General features: G+C 40.2%; 14 protein-coding genes. 1 reads left to right on the top strand and 13 read right to left on the bottom strand.

The features are described 5' to 3' along the window. Window positions 1–81: 81 nt before the first annotated feature. Window positions 82–1,158, top strand: a complete 1,077-nt coding sequence (glk, locus tag VLZ86_RS13925) for a glucokinase (protein WP_325452380.1) — start codon at window positions 82–84, stop codon at window positions 1,156–1,158. A gap of 54 nt (window positions 1,159–1,212) precedes the next feature. Here the strand turns inward: glk and pgi are convergent, their stop codons facing one another. From pgi to VLZ86_RS13860, 13 genes are all read right to left on the bottom strand, one after another. After that, window positions 1,213–2,865 carry a glucose-6-phosphate isomerase gene (gene pgi / locus VLZ86_RS13920; protein ID WP_325452378.1) on the bottom strand — a complete coding sequence of 551 codons (1,653 nt, stop codon included), beginning with the start codon at window positions 2,863–2,865 and terminating at the stop codon, window positions 1,213–1,215. A gap of 82 nt (window positions 2,866–2,947) precedes the next feature. After that, window positions 2,948–3,670 carry a 6-phosphogluconolactonase gene (gene pgl / locus VLZ86_RS13915; RefSeq protein ID WP_325452376.1) on the bottom strand — a complete coding sequence of 241 codons (723 nt, stop codon included), beginning with the start codon at window positions 3,668–3,670 and terminating at the stop codon, window positions 2,948–2,950. Window positions 3,671–3,672: 2 nt separating this feature from the next. Further along, window positions 3,673–5,196, bottom strand: a complete 1,524-nt coding sequence (gene zwf / locus VLZ86_RS13910; RefSeq protein ID WP_325452374.1) for a glucose-6-phosphate dehydrogenase — start codon at window positions 5,194–5,196, stop codon at window positions 3,673–3,675. Between the two features lie 20 nt (window positions 5,197–5,216). Then, complete coding sequence (gndA, locus tag VLZ86_RS13905; RefSeq protein WP_325452372.1) at window positions 5,217–6,638, bottom strand: NADP-dependent phosphogluconate dehydrogenase; 1,422 nt, start codon at window positions 6,636–6,638, stop codon at window positions 5,217–5,219. 2 nt (window positions 6,639–6,640) lie between these two features. Further along, window positions 6,641–7,261 carry an HAD-IA family hydrolase gene (locus VLZ86_RS13900; RefSeq protein WP_325452370.1) on the bottom strand — a complete coding sequence of 207 codons (621 nt, stop codon included), beginning with the start codon at window positions 7,259–7,261 and terminating at the stop codon, window positions 6,641–6,643. Window positions 7,262–7,264: 3 nt separating this feature from the next. Next, entirely contained in the window at window positions 7,265–8,356 is a 1,092-nt protein-coding gene (gene tal, locus VLZ86_RS13895; RefSeq protein ID WP_325452368.1) for a transaldolase, read from the bottom strand. 261 nt (window positions 8,357–8,617) lie between these two features. Continuing rightward, window positions 8,618–9,091, bottom strand: coding sequence for an RpiB/LacA/LacB family sugar-phosphate isomerase (locus VLZ86_RS13890; protein ID WP_325452366.1), 474 nt, complete (start codon window positions 9,089–9,091; stop codon window positions 8,618–8,620). A gap of 219 nt (window positions 9,092–9,310) precedes the next feature. Further along, a complete protein-coding gene (tkt, locus tag VLZ86_RS13885; protein WP_325452364.1) occupies window positions 9,311–11,320 on the bottom strand; it encodes a transketolase in 2,010 nt (669 codons plus the stop codon). 4 nt (window positions 11,321–11,324) lie between these two features. Continuing rightward, window positions 11,325–12,626, bottom strand: coding sequence for an NAD(P)/FAD-dependent oxidoreductase (locus VLZ86_RS13880; protein WP_325452362.1), 1,302 nt, complete (start codon window positions 12,624–12,626; stop codon window positions 11,325–11,327). Window positions 12,627–12,848: 222 nt separating this feature from the next. After that, window positions 12,849–13,196 carry a phosphoribosylpyrophosphate synthetase gene (locus tag VLZ86_RS13875; RefSeq protein WP_325452360.1) on the bottom strand — a complete coding sequence of 116 codons (348 nt, stop codon included), beginning with the start codon at window positions 13,194–13,196 and terminating at the stop codon, window positions 12,849–12,851. Between the two features lie 70 nt (window positions 13,197–13,266). Then, window positions 13,267–14,295, bottom strand: a complete 1,029-nt coding sequence (locus VLZ86_RS13870; RefSeq protein ID WP_325452358.1) for a class I fructose-bisphosphate aldolase — start codon at window positions 14,293–14,295, stop codon at window positions 13,267–13,269. Window positions 14,296–14,441: 146 nt separating this feature from the next. Further along, window positions 14,442–15,092, bottom strand: coding sequence for a ribulose-phosphate 3-epimerase (gene rpe, locus VLZ86_RS13865; protein ID WP_325452356.1), 651 nt, complete (start codon window positions 15,090–15,092; stop codon window positions 14,442–14,444). Between the two features lie 202 nt (window positions 15,093–15,294). After that, window positions 15,295–16,440 (bottom strand): hypothetical protein, encoded by a 1,146-nt coding sequence (locus tag VLZ86_RS13860; RefSeq protein ID WP_325452354.1) that lies wholly within the window; start codon window positions 16,438–16,440, stop codon window positions 15,295–15,297. Window positions 16,441–16,470 lie beyond the last annotated feature (30 nt).

The raw sequence follows: 16,470 nt of genomic DNA, 5'->3' as shown, positions 1-16,470 counted from the left end.
TGATTCTTGTTTTTTCAATCTAGATTTGCGATTTGTAATAATAAGAGTATTTTACAGTCTCAAATCAAACTTCAATTCTTTATGGAAAAATTCAAATCCATTTCCTTACCGGATATTCCAGATGCCAATTTACCTATGGCGTATCCTTCAAAGAAGAAGCACTTGCCCCATTCAGGGATGGTGTTGGCAGCAGATGTAGGCGGTACGAAAACAGATCTTGCCCTTTTCAAAATTGAAAATAAAAGATTAATTTCAATCAAAAAACAACGGTATGCCACCACAGATCACACGTCGTTTGTAGAGTCCATCCGGAAATTTCGCATCGGTGAAACTGAAACAATTGATGCAGCTTGCTTGGGTGTTGCCGGCGTAGTGGACGGCGATAAAGTAAGAGGGGTCAACTTTGCTTGGGAGATTGACGCTAAAAAGCTGCAATCCGACGTGAATATTAAACATATTCATCTCATCAATGACTTGCAGGCCAATGCTTATGGACTTTCAGCCTTGGAAGAGAAAGATTTTGAGATTATTACAGAAGGAAAGAGAAATAAGGGGAATGCTTCAATTATTTCACCTGGCACCGGGCTTGGAGAAGCTGGAATGTATTGGGACGGTTCGCATTACCATCCTTATGCCAGCGAAGGTGGACATTGTAGTTTTGGTCCGAGGGATCAAATAGATGTTGATCTGTGGAAATTTTTGAATGCGAAATTTGGCCATGTCAGCTGGGAAAGGGTAGTCTCTGGACAGGGCATTTATAATATCTATCAATTCTTGCGAATATATAAAGGGGAAAAGGAACCGGAATGGCTAACTAAACAATTTATTAAGGAAGATCCGGCGGTGGTCATATCTACTGCGGCCCAACAAAAAAGCGATCCTGTTAGTGTGCAAACCATGCAACTTTTTGTAAAATATTTGAGTATTGAAGCCGCGCAACTTGCACTAAAGAATAAGTCTACAGGTGGAATTTATATCGGTGGCGGAATTGTCCCTAAAATTCTCGATCTCTTCGATAAAAAAGAGTTTTATAATACTTTTATTGAAGTTGGACGTATGGAAACTTTATTGAAAACCATTCCGGTAAAGATTGTGCTGAATGATAAAACGCCTATGATGGGCGCCGCTTATTATGCAGCTATGGGAATTGAAAATTAGAAACCAGACAGGTTTTAAAAACTTGTCTGGTTTAAATCCGATTAGCAAAACTTTCTAAGCTCTCCACTTTTTAAACGCATTGATCAATCCATTGGTGGAGCCATCATGCGATTCAATTTTTTTATCATTTTCCAGTTCTGGCAATACTTTTTTGGCCAACTGTTTCCCAAGTTCTACACCCCATTGATCAAAGCTAAAAATATTCCAAATAACGCCCTGTACAAATATTTTGTGCTCATAAAGAGCGATGAGTGAGCCTAATGAAAACGGCGTGATCTCTTTGAGTAAGAAGGAATTGGTAGGTTTATTTCCCTTAAAAACCTTAAAGGGAATCAATTTCTTGATCTGTGCCTCATCCATTGAATCCTCTTTCAGCTCCGCCGCTACTTGATCGGCGTTTTTTCCATTCATCAAAGCTTCAGTTTGCGCAAAGAAATTAGAAACCAAAATGGGATGGTGCTTTCCAATCGGGTTGTGGCTAATGGCTGGTGCGATAAAATCACAGGGAATTATATGTGTTCCTTGATGGATCAATTGATAAAAAGCGTGTTGCCCATTGGTTCCAGGTTCACCCCAAACCACCGGTCCGGTGTTATAGGTGACATCGTTTCCATTTCTGTCGGTGTGTTTACCATTGCTTTCCATGTTTCCTTGTTGGAAATAGGCAGGAAAACGGTGCATGTATTGGTCATAAGGCAAAATAGCTTCGGTTTCAGAGCCAAAGAAATTGGTATACCATACTCCGATAAGCGCCATGATCACCGGAATGTTTTCTTTAAAATCGGTCGTTTTAAAATGGGTATCGGTCGATTCGGCACCTTTCAGCAACTTCTCAAAATTATCATAGCCTATGGTGAGTGCAATCGAAAGCCCTATACTACTCCAAAGACTGTAGCGTCCGCCAACCCAATCCCAAAAAACGAACATGTTTTCTGGCGCAATTCCAAAATCTTTGACACCTTCTTCATTGGTTGACAGAGCCACAAAATGCTTGGCCACCAATTTTTCATCCTTGGCAGATTTCAAAAACCAATCACGCGCTGTGTGGGCATTGGTCATGGTTTCTTGAGTCGTAAACGTTTTCGAAGCAATAGTGAACAACGTTTCCTCGGGATTCAAACCTTTCAATGTTTCCACGATTTGAGTGCCATCCACATTTGAAACGAAATGCGCATTGATGCCATTTATCCAATAGGGTTTTAGAGCTTCTGTAACCATAACGGGACCCAAATCGCTTCCACCAATGCCGATATTTACAATGGTATTTATTTTTTTGCCACTATATCCTTTCCATTCGCCACTATGTATTTTCTTACAGAACGCTTTCATCTTTTCCCGCGTCTCCATGATTTCCGGCATTATGTCTTCGCCGTCAATCATAATTGGTTGATCTGAATAGCTTCTTAATGCGGGATGCATCACGGCACGATCTTCAGTTTGGTTGATTTTTTTTCCTCCAAACAGGGCTTCCCGTGCTTCTTTCAATTTGCAATCATTCGCTAATTGCAAAAGTTTTTCAAGAGTTTTTTCGGTGATAATGTTTTTGGAATAATCAAAAAGAAGATCGCCAAAATAAATGGACATTTTTTCAAATCGTTCTGGATCTTGTTTGAAGAGGTCTTTCATTTGGACGTCGCTCATTTCTTTTTGATGCGCTGTTAATGCCTTCCAAGCAGCAGTGTCGGTGGGATTTATTTTTGGGAACATAATTTGATGTTTTAATTAATTTCTAAATCGTTTTATTGTCCAGATCTCATAGGTTTCCAAAACCTGTAAGGTCTTGAAAATTTTATAATCTTGAAGCCGCCGCCGTATCCAAATACCACACTACCTTATGGTCGTCTGAATTGATCAATCGTGCGGGATATTGTGCTGCCGATCCTGTTTTACCTTCCAGAATTTGAAACACGGCCTCTGATTTATCTTCCCCAAAAACCAGAAAGGCAATATTTTTGGCCTGATTGATAAGCGGTGCGGTCATCGTAATCCGATACATATCCACTTCTTTTACAAATATGGATTTGATGGTCGCTTCCGTTTCATTCAGTACATCCGTATTTGGAAAAAGTGATGCGGTATGTGAATTATCGCCAATTCCTAAAAGGAGAAAATCGAATTCTACCGGTGTTTTTTGAAAATGATTGGCAATGGATTTCGCGTACTTTTCAGCGGCCTCTTCAGGAGAACCGGTGGTGTCCACTTTAAAAATATGGGATTTTGGAATGTTCAAAGGGTCGAAAAGAGCTTTTTTGGCCATAAGTGAATTCCTTTGGGCATCGTCTTTTGGAACAAAGCGTTCATCTCCAAAGAAAAAAAAGGTTTTCTCCCAATCGATTTGCTTTTTATAAGGTTTTGTCCCCAATAACTTATATAGTTTTTTCGGTGAACTTCCTCCCGACAACACAAAATTAAATTGTCCACGGTCAGAAATAGCTTCTTTGGCAGCATCGCAAACGGCTTGTGCTAAAGCATTAATTAAATCATTAGAGTTATCGTAAATTTTAATATTCATAATTAGTCTTTTTTGTTTTTTTCTGGAAGGTTAAACCAATGGAAGCCGTCTTTGGCAATAAGAGCCTCGGCGTTTTCTGGGCCCCATGAATCGGCGGCATAATTTGGGAAATTAGAATCGGTAGTTTTCTCCCAATAATTGAGAATGGGCATAATGAGTTCCCAGGCGGCTTCAACCTGGTCGGCACGCATAAATAAGGTTTGATCCCCTGTAATGGCATCGAGGAGAAGGGTTTCATAAGCTTCTGGAGAATCGGATTTTTTATTATCAAAATAATCAAAAGCAATATCCACCGTATTTAAGGTCATTTCTAGACCAGGTTTTTTGTTTTGTAATTGAAACCGAATGGACATATCGGGTTGGATGCTAATGACCAGTCGGTTTTGTTTGGGTACTCCAGAGATTTCAGAAACGAAAATATTATGTGGAATTTCTTTAAATTGGATGGTAATGATGGATGCTTTTTTAAAGAGACGCTTGCCTGTTCGCAAATAAAAAGGGACGCCTTGCCAGCGCCAATTATCCACATAAAGTTTTAATGCGGCATAGGTATCGGTATTGGAATTTGGATCTACATTTTTCTCCTGCCGATAACCCAAAACTTCCTGTCCTTTTATCCAACCCGAACTGTATTGTCCACGGGCTGAAATGGATTCAATTTTTCCAGGTTCAATTTTGCGCATGGCTTTGAGCACATCCACTTTTCGATCGCGCACTTCGTCGGCATCAAAATTTATAGGTGGTTCCATGGCAATAATACACAGCAATTGCATCAGGTGATTTTGGATCATGTCGCGCAACACGCCTGCTCGATCAAAATAATTGCCACGACTTCCAACGCCCAGCTGTTCTGTGACCGAAATTTGAATATGTTCCACATGATTTCGATTCCAAAGGGGTTCCATAATGGAATTCGCAAAACGGAACGCCATGATATTTTGAACGACTTCCTTGCCCAGATAATGATCGATACGGTAAATTTGAGTTTCATCAAAAATACTGAGGAGTCTTTTGTTTAGACCTTTTGCCGATTCCAGATCACTTCCGAAAGGTTTTTCTATAATGATCCGGGTTGTTTGAGGGTCGTTTTCGAGTTTGCTTTTGGCAATATTTTCAGCAATAGTACAGAAAAAATGTGGTGCCACAGCGCAGTAATAAATTATGGACGGCTTCTGTTCCCATTCTTTTTTATATTTTTCAATAACGGTACCAAAACGTTTAAAGGTGGCATGATCAGTTAGGTCAGCAGACAAGAAACTAATATGCGATGCAAATTTATCCCACTCTTCTTTTTTGGCTTTACCGTTTCGGGAAAATTGATTCACGGCGGTCAACAGTTCAGATATATACTTCTCATCACTCATTTTACTTGAAGAACTACCAACTATTGCAAAGTCTTCGGGCAACCAACCATCAAGAAAAAGATTGTAAAGTGCCGGCATTATCTTTCGTTTGGTCAGATCTCCCGTACCACCAAAAATGATGAAAATTGTAGAATTTGCTTTTTTATTTGCTGTCTTTGCCATATGTTTTTATTTAAAATTCATTAATTACCAGCTTCCCATTCGGTGTGAAAAGTGCCTTCTTTTCCTTTGAGTTCATAGGTATGTGACCCAAAATAATCACGTTGTGCCTGAATGAGATTGGCAGGCATGTCTTCACTTCTGAAGTTATCAAAATAGCCTAACGCCGCAGCGTAAGCCGGTACGGCAATACCGTTTTTGGAAGCCTCTGAAACGACGGTTCGAATTCCTGGAATGCTTTTTAGCAGATTTTGATGAATGGCATTATCTAAAAATAAGTGTCTCAATTTTGAATCCTTTTGATAGGCTGCATAGATGTCTTCCAAAAAAGCTGAACGGATTATACAGCCGCCACGCCAGATTTTCGCAATTAAATCGAGGTTGAGCTTATAGTTATATTCTTCATTGGCGCGGTGGAGAAGGTGCATTCCTTGGGCATAAGCAGATACCATGGCAAAATAAAAGGCCTGTTCAAGTTTGGTGATATGTTTATCATTTTGGTCCCGATAGTGGATTTCTTCCGAATCTGGATACATTTTTGAGGCTTTGGTTCGCAAATCCTTATACTTAGAAAGGTCACGCATGGACACGGCAATATCAATAATGGGGATGGGAAGGTTGAGGTCCATGGCCGCTTGTGAGGTCCATTTACCCGTGCCTTTAGATTTTGCTTCATCTTTGATATCATCGAGTAATAAATGGTCTGATCCCTTCTTTTTGTAGGCAAGAATATCTCTGGTAATCTCTATGAGGTAGGATTGCAATCGGCCTTCGTTCCATTTCTTAAAGATGGCATGTATAGCGTCATGCTTCATGTGCAGACCATTTTTTAAGACTTCATAGGTTTCAGAAATCAATTGCATTAACGCATATTCGATGCCGTTGTGAACCATTTTTACAAAATGCCCCGCCGACCGTTCGCCCATATAGGCAACAGTAGGATTGCCATTGACCTGCGCAGCAATTTTGGTGAGAATAGGTTTCACAATCTCATAAGCATTTTTATCGCCTCCTGGCATCATGCTCGGTCCCCGTCGTGCACCATCTTCACCTCCTGAGACGCCCATGCCAATAAAATGATAGCCTTTTTGCTCCAAGTCCATAAATCGCCGATCGGTATCGATGAAATGTGAATTTCCACCATCGATAATGATGTCTCCCTTGTCAAGAACCTCAAGTAACTCTTCAATGACGCCATCAACAATTTTACCTGCTGGAACAAGTAGCATCACAACTTTTGGCGAAGACAAACTATCGGTAAACTCGGTCATATCTGTAAAACCTTGAATGACCTTAGGGTTCAGTTGATTGAGTGCGGCTACTTTATCAGCGCTGATATCATAACCCGCGCATTTATAACCGTGATCGGCGATGTTTTGTAAAAGATTGGAACCCATGGTGCCAAGACCAATCATTCCAAATGCGTTTTTAGGTACTGTGTTCATTATTATATTTTTAAATTTTCGAGAATCTGTTTGGTATTTTCAAATTTCTCATGAAGAATAGCCTGTATACCCTGCTTTTTCGCTACATCTACCAACATTGGACGATCATCAAAGTAAAGACATTCCTCTGGATTTACCCGAGTAATTTCCAATGCTGTGTGATAAATATGTGGGTCCGGTTTTCGGAAACCAAGATAGCAGGATGAAAAAAAGCCGTTAAATAAATCATGAAGCTTAAATTTTTCTATACGATAATCATTGAGCTCCAAGCTTTCGTTATTGAGCGCAAAGACCGGTAGTTGGGTTTGTTTTTTCCATGTTTTTACCCACGGCAACATTTCGGGTAGCTCTTCGGATTGTTCATACATAAACTGTTTAAAATCGACTTTGGTAAAATCGCGCGATTGGTTGAAAAGTACCGTATCGAGATATTCATCTAAGGATATGCTTCCAATCTCAAAAACATTGTATATAAAATGATGCAAGATGTCCATCTCCTCATAATCAAAGCCAAAAATCTGTGCTGCTTTTTGACGCGATTCATGTCCCCAGCCATTAGTGAGCAATACGCCACCAATATCCATTAGCACCACTTTTATTTTCGAGACATCAAAATCGGTCATGACTTAGTCCTTTTTGTGTTTTTGATCGGCAATACTTTTTAGTAATTTATCATAAGCCTGATTGAATTTCTCTATGCCTTCGTTTTCCAGTTTTTGAGTAATGGCATCGATATCAATACCTAGATTCTTTAAGTCTTCTAGGGCTTTATTCGAGTTTTCGATGTCCTCGGTTATCGTGTCTGCTACCTTTCCGTGATCCCGAAAAGCATCTATGGTTTCCATGGGTAAGGTATTGATGGTGTCTTTTCCAATTAAAGGTTCGACATAAATAACATCACTGAACGATGGGTCTTTGGCGCTTGTACTTGCCCAAAGCACGCGTTGGGTTTGTGCACCTTCTGCCTCAAGCTTTTTAAAGCGATCACTCGAAATCATCTCAAGATAGATTTGATAGGCTTTTTTTGCTGATGCAATAGCGATTTTACCAACAAGATGGTCGGCTCCTTTTTCTTTCAATATCGGATCGACCATCTCATCAATTCGGCTGAGAAAGAAACTCGCAACAGAGGCGACGTCCTTTATGGAATGGCCTTCTTTGAGCCGATCTTCCAGTCCGCCCATAAAAGCTTCGGTAATTTCGCGATAGCGTGGCAGCCCAAAAAGAAGTGTGACATTGATGTTGATTCCTTCCCGAATGCATTCGCGTATGGCAGGCAGACCTTGTTTTGTACCTGGGATTTTTATCATGACATTTCTCCGATCTACTTTTCGCCATAGCTCACGGGCCTGTTCAATGGTGCCATCAGTATCCAGAGCCAAGTAGGGAGAAACTTCCAAACTGACAAAGCCATCTTTACCTTTGGTTTTATCGAACACAGGCTTGAAAATATCTGCTGCTCTTTGAATATCATCAATCGCCATATCGAAAAAGATGGCGGAGTTATTATCATGTTTTTTGAATAGGAGTGCCATGTCATCATCATAATCGTCGCTTCCGCTAATGGCTTTTTCAAAAATAGAAGGGTTGGAGGTAAGGCCACGCAAATCATCGTCATCAATTAGACTTTGCAGTTTCCCTGAGTTCATAATCTCACGATCGAGTAAATCGAGCCAGATGCTTTGACCGTGTTGCTGAATTTTATTTAAAGGGTTCATATTTTGAATTAATTATTATTATTATTATTATTATTATTCGTTTTTAAACCAGAATAGTTATCTAATTTGTAAATCGATATTAGACAAAAGAATGCATTGGATTAGCTTTCGTTCTTAGTTTCTGAATGTCCTGATTAATGTTGACAGTTAGTCTTCAATCTTCTGTTTTTCGTTTTCAGGCATCGGTCATAACTCATAACTCATCACTCATGCCTTGAAATGTCATCCGTCATCTATAATGATGCATTAATCTCGAATCCCTCATCCTAATTCCTCTCCTTCCAATTTCTGAATTTTCCCTAAGCGTCGGACATGTCTTTCTGCGCCAATGAATGTGGCGTTTAAAAATGTCAAGACGAATTCTTCTGCGCTGGCACATCCCGTTATCCGACCGCCTAGGCAAATAAGGTTCATATCATCATCTTCAACTCCTTGATGTGCCGAAAAATGTTCCGTTATCAATGCTGCTCTTACTCCAGAAACTTTATTGGCCGCAATACAGGCACCTACACCACTTCCGCAAATGGCAATACCACGAAAAACCTCTTTTGCTGCGACTGATTTGGCCAATGGAATGACGAAATCGGGATAATCATCAGTTTCGTCCAATCGTTTAGCGCCGAAATCCACGGGCAGGAATTGATTCTCGATGAGAAAGGTTTTAATTTTTTCTTTGAGTTCAAATCCGCCGTGATCTGCACAGATTCCTATTTTTTTATGTGATTTTTTTTGCATTGCATTTTGTTTTTAGCCGAAAGGCAGAAGATGATTACGCTAGGTCCGTAAAGATGGATTTGGTAATTGTTATGTGACTTAGCTTCTAAATTTTTTAGACTTTAATTACACTGATTCTCACGAAACCATTTTCACTTACCATCGCGTTTACATTAACTTCTACTCATTTTCACAAATTTAACAAGCTTTCAGTTTCCATTAAAAACCATATTTAGCGGTTTAATTCTTGACTGAAAGCAAGGCCTTCGCTCGTTTTACGACATTCTCAATAGAAAAACCATATTCTTTCATAACTTCATCCCCAGGTGCCGATTCTCCGAATTTGTCGATCCCGATAACATCACCTTCATCCGTTGTATATTTTAACCATCCTATAGACGAACCAGCTTCTACTGCCAATCGTTTCTGTATATTTTTAGGTAAAACCTTATCACGGTAAGCCGTGCTTTGTTGATCGAATAAACTCCAACAAGGCATGCTCACGACGCGCGCTTGAATGTTACTTTTTTTCAATTGTTCCTGTGCTTCCAAGATCAAATGGACTTCTGAACCTGTGGCTATCAATATAATTTCTGGTTTCCCTTCAGCCTCCGAAAGAATATAGGCACCTTTCTCCAATTCTTTAGCGCTGGTATATTTTTGTTGATCGAGGATGGGAATACCCTGTCGGGTTAAAACAATGGAAACGGGTCCATCGGTGTGGAGGATTGCTGTACGCCATGCGTGTGCGGTTTCGTTGGCATCCGCAGGACGTATGACGGTCATATTTGGTACTGTTCGAAGTCCTATCAATTGCTCGACAGGCTGATGGGTGGTGCCATCTTCGCCTAATCCAATACTGTCGTGTGTAAAGACCATTATCGGGCGGATTTTCATAATTGCGGCCAATCGCAATGGTGGACGCATATAATCGGAGAAAATCAAAAATGTAGCGCCGTAGGGAATGAGGTAGTTACTGAGTGCCCTCCCGTTGAGTACGGCTCCCATGGCATGTTCGCGAATACCAAAATGAAAATTGCGACCGCCAGGATGTTTTTCTGAAAAGGATTGGTAAGCATCAAGATTCGTATCAGTTGACGGGGCTAAATCGGCGGAGCCTCCAATTAGTTGCGGTAAGTAGTCTGCAATGGCATTCAGGGTTTTACCAGAAGCTTTCCGAGTGGCCATTTTTTCTCCTGCTTTAAATATGGGAAGTTGTGCTTCCCATCCTTCAGGTAACTTGCCGTCACTAATGGTTGCGTATTCTTTGGCAAGATCAGGATGTCGGTTTTTATAGTTTTTATAGAGTTCGTTCCATACTTTTTCATGTTCTGCAGATTCCTGAGCTGTTTTGTGGTAATGGTCTAAAACGTCATGTGGAACAAAAAAGTTTTTGTCCGGGTCAAATCCGAGAATTTTTTTGACCAATCGTATTTCTTCTTCACCCAAAGGTGATCCATGTGCTGCAGCAGTACCGTGTTTATTGGGACTTCCATAGCCGATAATACTGTTCACAATAATCAGTGAGGGACGAGTGGTTTCGTTTTGGGCATTTTTTGTTGCTTTTGAAAGGGCATCTAAATTGTTAATGTCTGTTACTTTTTGAACATGCCAGCCATAAGCTTCAAAGCGTTTAGCCACATCTTCATCAAAAGCGAGATCAGTGTCGCCCTCAATGGTAATGTGGTTGCTGTCATAGTAATAGATCATATTACCCAAACCGAGGTGACCGGCAAGAGAAGCAGCTTCTGCCGCAACGCCTTCCATCAGGTCCCCATCGCTGCAGATGGCATAAATCTTATAGTCAATGAGGTTAAAATCTGGCTGATTGTAGCGTGCCGCCATGTATTTTTCGGCAATTGCCATGCCCACACCATTGGCAAACCCTTGACCCAAAGGACCTGTAGTCACTTCGATGCCTGGCATCAAACCATATTCAGGGTGGCCAGCGGTAATGCTATGCAACTGTCTGAAATTCTTAAGGTCTTTAAGGGTGACGTCATAGCCGGTTAAGTATAAATAACTGTATTGTAACATGCAAGCGTGTCCGCAGGAAAGAATAAACCGATCGCGATTTGCCCATTTAGGATTTTTTGGGTTGTAATGCATGATTTCCGACCACAATAAATGACCTAATGGCGCAAGTGCCATGGGCGTCCCTGGATGTCCGGAATTTGCTTTTTGAACTGCATCGGCAGATAGAATTCTTACGGTGTCAATGCATTTTTGAATTATGTTTTTAGTTTCCATGGGTTTATACTTCTTCTATTTCCTTAATTTCTTTCTGTACCGGATCTGGTTTAAATTCTCCTGATCTTAAAATCATTCCCAAAGGCTGGTCGTAGTTAAAGTAACTCACGACCCAATCGATTAAAGTCACCGTTTTATCTCGAAATCCAACCAAGGAAAACACGTGAACAAACATCCAGACAAACCATGCAAAGCCTCCTTGAAACTTGAAGTTCGGTAAATCCACTACCGCTTTTTTTCTTCCGATTGTGGCCATTGATCCTTTATTTCGGTATTCAAAAGTCAGCATCGCTTCATTTTTTAGATGCCTTAAAATATTTTTCGCTAGATGCTTTCCTTGTTGTTGCGCCACAGGTGCCAACATAGGCAGTCCATTTAATGCCTCAGTAGAGCTATGTGCCGCTACATCTCCGATAGCAAAAACATTTTGGATTCCTATCACCTGATTATATTCATTGACCGATACACGGTTGCCCCTTAGGATCACTTCTTCTGGAAAACCCTCGATAGGTGAACCCTTAACTCCTGCGGTCCATATGACCGTATTGGTTATAAAACGACTTCCGTCTTCCAAAATGATAGCATTGTTTTTATAGTCACGAACCCGAGTATTAAGAAAGACGTTCACACCCATTTCTTTCAAATATTCAAGGGCTTTTTCAGAAGCTTCCTCTGACATCGCTGCAAGTAATTTTGGTCCGGATTGGTATAAATTAAGACTCATTCTAGAGAGTTCCAATTCAGGAAATTCCTTGGGGATGACGTATTTTTTCATTTCTGCCAAAGCCCCTGCAAGTTCAATTCCTGCCGGTCCACCACCCACAATGGCTATATTCATGATCTCTTCTAAGGATTCTTTTCTGTTTTCAGCCAAGGCCCGTTCGAGATTCTGAAATATCAAATTCCGTATTTGTAGGGCATCTGGCAGTGATTTTAGGGTCAGTAATTTATGTTTAACGGGTTCGAAATTGAAAAAGTTATTTTCACTTCCCGATGCCAGCACCAAATAATCATACGTCATTTCTCCAATGGAAGTTGAGATTGTATTATTTTGAATGTCTATTTTCAAAACTTCTGCCATTCGAAAGCCAACATTCTTATACTTTCTGAAAATCCGCCTTACGGGATATCCTATATTTCCAGGTTCCAAACCTCCAGTGGCCACTTGGTACATTAAAGGTTGAAAGTTGTGGTAGTTGTTCCGATCGATCAAAAGCACTTCTACCGGTTGCTTGTGTAAGCATTTTACCATTTTGACGCCGCCAAACCCTGCGCCAACGATAATGATTTTAGGTGTTTTCGCCATTTAAATAGTCTATTCTGCAGTGAATAACAAGAAATAGAAGAATTCTTTCAATCGAGAAGACATCTATATATAATCCTTCGGATTAATAAATACCTGCGTTATTCTTAAATTAAGAATACTAAAGATACTTTATAATTTTCAAAATGACTTACAGAAACCGCTGTATAATTTACAAAATTCCCACTCAAATGCGTTTTTGTGATTAAGCAGTAAACCCGTCGTCTAAGTTTTATATTCTGTATTCCTTTCATCCAAAGCCTCTATCATTTCATCTGAAATAGTATCGCTGGAAATTCCATAGCCGTTTATCAAGATGCCTTTTAGATGATGTTTTGATGATGAAATGGCAAATACAATGGCTTCATCTCCAGGATCAGTTGGGCCTTCAAAGCGGTAATGCTTATCTACGATAAATTGGCCTGGAAATAGTTTGATCTCAGTTCCCTCACAAACGAGATGGTTTGTTTCTAACCTGAGATTTTTAGTATAACCTCTTTCATTCAACAAGTTTGTCACCTCTGAGAGCGTGGTCATGCTGCCCATAAGAGAGTTAAATTTTTCAGAGTCCATAGTCTTTTGTTTTTATTCCTTATTTTAAGTTTATCGCTACTGATTTTATATGGCCTAATGAAATTTGAAATCACCCATGATCTTCCATGGCCAATTTATACTCTCCACGTCTTGCGGCAGCACTGAGCTTTGCACGGTGGTAAAGTAATTTTTGAGCTGCTTCCAAGTTGGAGCTCTGGCCTTTCCAAGCCTCTAAACAAGGTTGTTGAATGGCTCTTGCAAAAGAAAACGCAACAATCCAAGGAAGGCGTTCCTTATAGTCTTTGTTTATGGCATTTAAATGTTGAGAGGCCTGTTGTGGCGATTGTCCTCCTGATAAGAAAGCAATGGCAGGAACGGCCGCAGGAACCGACGAAAGGAAACAGTTTACAGTGGCTTGGGCAACCTCCTCGATACTGTTTTTTTCTTTGCTATCTTTTCCGGCAAGTACCATATTTGGTTTTAAAATGATGCCTTCAAGATCAACGTGAAAGAAGTACAATTGATCAAAAAGGGCTTTCAACGCGTGTTCTGTAACGTCGTAACAGCGTTGCATTGAATGATTTCCATCCATCAGAACTTCTGGCTCTACAATAGGAACTAAGCCTGCCTCTTGGCATAAAGCAGCATATCTTGCTAAGGCATGGGCATTGGCGTCAATACAGGTTCTAGTTGGGATGCCATCTCCAATTGTGATGACCGCCCGCCATTTGGCAAAACGGGCGCCCAAGGATTTATATTCTGCCAATCGCTCCCGCAATCCATCCAAACCTTCTGTAATTTTTTCATTGGGAAAACCAGCCAAATCTTTAGCCCCCAAATCTACTTTTATTCCAGGGATAATGCCGGCATTCATCAATACAGAAGCTATTGGCTCCCCATCTTTTGTTTGTTGTCTGATGGTTTCATCATACAAAATGGCACCCCCGATGCTTTCATTAAGTCCTGGTGTTGTAGCGAGGAGTTCGCGGTAATTGCGTCGCATTTCCAAGGTTTGTGGAATTCCGTTGGACGAAAAACGTTTGTCACAAGTTGGGGTGCTTTCATCCATGGCAAGAATCCCTTTACCATTGGCAAATAAATCCTCAATCGTGTTTTTTAGAAGTTTTGTAATCATCATATGGAGTTGAATTTTACAGAATTATTAGATAATATCGTCTTAAAGATAGACATCAATCCTTCGCGGAATTTATACAATCCGAGGTAAAACTTACATTATTCTCACTTCAAAAACAGGATACCAGGAAAATTCCGATATGGTAAGCTTTATTTTACCTTCAAATCAGAAATGGTTTTGGTAGGGTTGTTAGAGCCAAAAATGAAACTACCAGATACCAACAAGTCAGCTCCCGCAGCAATAAGCTTTTTGGCATTGGTCAAATCCACGCCACCATCAATTCCGACAATCGCTTTTGAGTGACTTTTCTCAATTAAATCCCGCGCAAGTTCAGTTTTTATATAGGTATGATCTATGAGTTTTTGTCCACCAAAACCAGGATTAACGGACATGATAAGCAGTTGATCAATGTCCTGAACAATGGCGTCGAGATTGTAAATGGTTGTATGAGGATTGATGGCGACACCTGCTTGCATTCCTTCTCGTTTAATGGCCTGAATAGTATTATGCAAATGTGTGCAAGCCTCAAAATGGACAATCAACGTGTCGGCTCCAGCTTTCTTAAATTGGCTAATATATCTTTCTGGTTGAATGATCATCAAATGGACATCCAGAGGCTTTGATGCATATCTTTTGATAGCCTTGAGTACAGGAAATCCAAAGGAAATATTAGGAACAAAAACACCGTCCATAATATCTATATGGATGCGGTCGGCATCACTTTTGTTGAGCATTTCAATGTCTTTTGCCAGATTGGCAAAATCTCCGGATAGAATTGAAGGAGCGATTAGCGTGGACATTTGGAAAAGTTTTCTACAAGGTAAAAAAAAAGAGCATACAAGGTGTTGATATTTAGCGTCAATCCCGGATTGTTGATTGATTGGATAATGGGACCAAACAAAAATCAACCCATCGTATGGTCAGATGGTTTGAAAAGGAAAGCCACCTCGTAGAGATGGCTAGTTTGATTGTATGAGTGTATCATTTCAAAGGAACTAGTTTTCATTCCCCAACAATACTTGGTAAAGTCATAATAAAAGCATTATGTATGGTTTGGGCATCAGGAAGATGTCCTTTTTTCTGAACTGCACTTGCTTGTAAATAACCTTGTCTTGCAGCTTCTAGACGTTGGTCTGGAGTTCCATGATGACTGGGATTTTGGAAACCACAATCACCAATGTTATAAAATGAAGAAAGCATAGCTTCAACCCTTTTCCAATTATAGGTACCACCTCTTTTATGGGTGAGATAGTATCCGGTGAAGAAATCGGCTTCCAACTCTGTCATGCGGGTAGATTCGGGTATGCCGATAAATGGTGGAACGGGATACGTCCAATGAGCACGATTTTGGAATTGAATTTGGTGACTCCATTCGTGGGCAAGGATTCCTGACCACACTACCTGAGGATCTAAGCCAGTTTCAGCGAGCATAGATACCAAACCATCACCAATAACAATAACACCCGTTGATGTGGCAAATCCATCTACGGCATAGAATGGATTTTCAGGTATTTGATCGCTTGAATCGTTATAATGTTGTGCAATGGAAATAAGATAATCAATTTCTTGCGGCGTAGCCGATGAGTAATTTTCATATACGTACCGGATAAAACTTAAGTCTTGTAGGGTGGCGGTATGTTGGCCTCTCACGCTAATCAAATTAGGCATATCCCAAAATTTTTCTAGGCTTCTTACTTGTTGTTTCATAAAGTTAGTGTACTCTCCATTAGCCCCAAAAGTATCCGTGTTAATGTTTTCAATTTGAGCCGCAATTTGGTTGATTGTAAAATAGTCTCCTAAGATCACATCAATAGCATCAAAATTATAATCCCAGTTTTCCAGAAAACCATTAATTAAGGCATCATTGTAATATGAAGTTACAGCATCAAATGGCGTATCTCCACATTCACTTGGTGTCACCGCCGTGGATCGACGGAAAGAAAAATCGTGAACATGATTTTCTGAAATGTTCCAATGGATATTGCCGACAACATTTTGTGGCAATGCACTTCTAGAATTAATTGTTGGGCTTTCTTCAATTGTTGAAGCTGGCTCAACTGGCGTGATAATTTCTTCTTTACTACAGGACGTTAAAGCGAATGCCCATAACGAAACCATCAATAAATTATGTAATGTTTGTTTCTTCATGATCTATGTGTTTTAAGATTAGAGAGTTAA

This window comes from Gelidibacter sp. (assembly GCF_035515035.1).
Taxonomy (GTDB): Bacteria; Bacteroidota; Bacteroidia; order Flavobacteriales; family Flavobacteriaceae; genus Gelidibacter.
Note: the sequence above shows the minus strand (reverse complement) of the source record. Positions and strands in the feature narration are given on the sequence as shown.

Bases quoted from the DNA above. Each gene is read 5' to 3' on its own strand.
- tkt (WP_325452364.1), bottom strand. From the start codon at position 11,320: ATGGAAACTAAAAACATAATTCAAAAATGCATTGACACCGTAAGAATT.
- pgi (WP_325452378.1), bottom strand. From the start codon at position 2,865: ATGTTCCCAAAAATAAATCCCACCGACACTGCTGCTTGGAAGGCATTA.
- VLZ86_RS13875 (WP_325452360.1), bottom strand. From the start codon at position 13,196: ATGGACTCTGAAAAATTTAACTCTCTTATGGGCAGCATGACCACGCTC.
- VLZ86_RS13890 (WP_325452366.1), bottom strand. From the start codon at position 9,091: ATGCAAAAAAAATCACATAAAAAAATAGGAATCTGTGCAGATCACGGC.
- VLZ86_RS13860 (WP_325452354.1), bottom strand. From the start codon at position 16,440: ATGAAGAAACAAACATTACATAATTTATTGATGGTTTCGTTATGGGCA.
- VLZ86_RS13900 (WP_325452370.1), bottom strand. From the start codon at position 7,261: ATGACCGATTTTGATGTCTCGAAAATAAAAGTGGTGCTAATGGATATT.
- pgl (WP_325452376.1), bottom strand. From the start codon at position 3,670: ATGAATATTAAAATTTACGATAACTCTAATGATTTAATTAATGCTTTA.
- zwf (WP_325452374.1), bottom strand. From the start codon at position 5,196: ATGGCAAAGACAGCAAATAAAAAAGCAAATTCTACAATTTTCATCATT.
- glk (WP_325452380.1), top strand. From the start codon at position 82: ATGGAAAAATTCAAATCCATTTCCTTACCGGATATTCCAGATGCCAAT.
- tal (WP_325452368.1), bottom strand. From the start codon at position 8,356: ATGAACCCTTTAAATAAAATTCAGCAACACGGTCAAAGCATCTGGCTC.
- rpe (WP_325452356.1), bottom strand. From the start codon at position 15,092: ATGTCCACGCTAATCGCTCCTTCAATTCTATCCGGAGATTTTGCCAAT.
- gndA (WP_325452372.1), bottom strand. From the start codon at position 6,638: ATGAACACAGTACCTAAAAACGCATTTGGAATGATTGGTCTTGGCACC.
- VLZ86_RS13870 (WP_325452358.1), bottom strand. From the start codon at position 14,295: ATGATGATTACAAAACTTCTAAAAAACACGATTGAGGATTTATTTGCC.
- VLZ86_RS13880 (WP_325452362.1), bottom strand. From the start codon at position 12,626: ATGGCGAAAACACCTAAAATCATTATCGTTGGCGCAGGGTTTGGCGGC.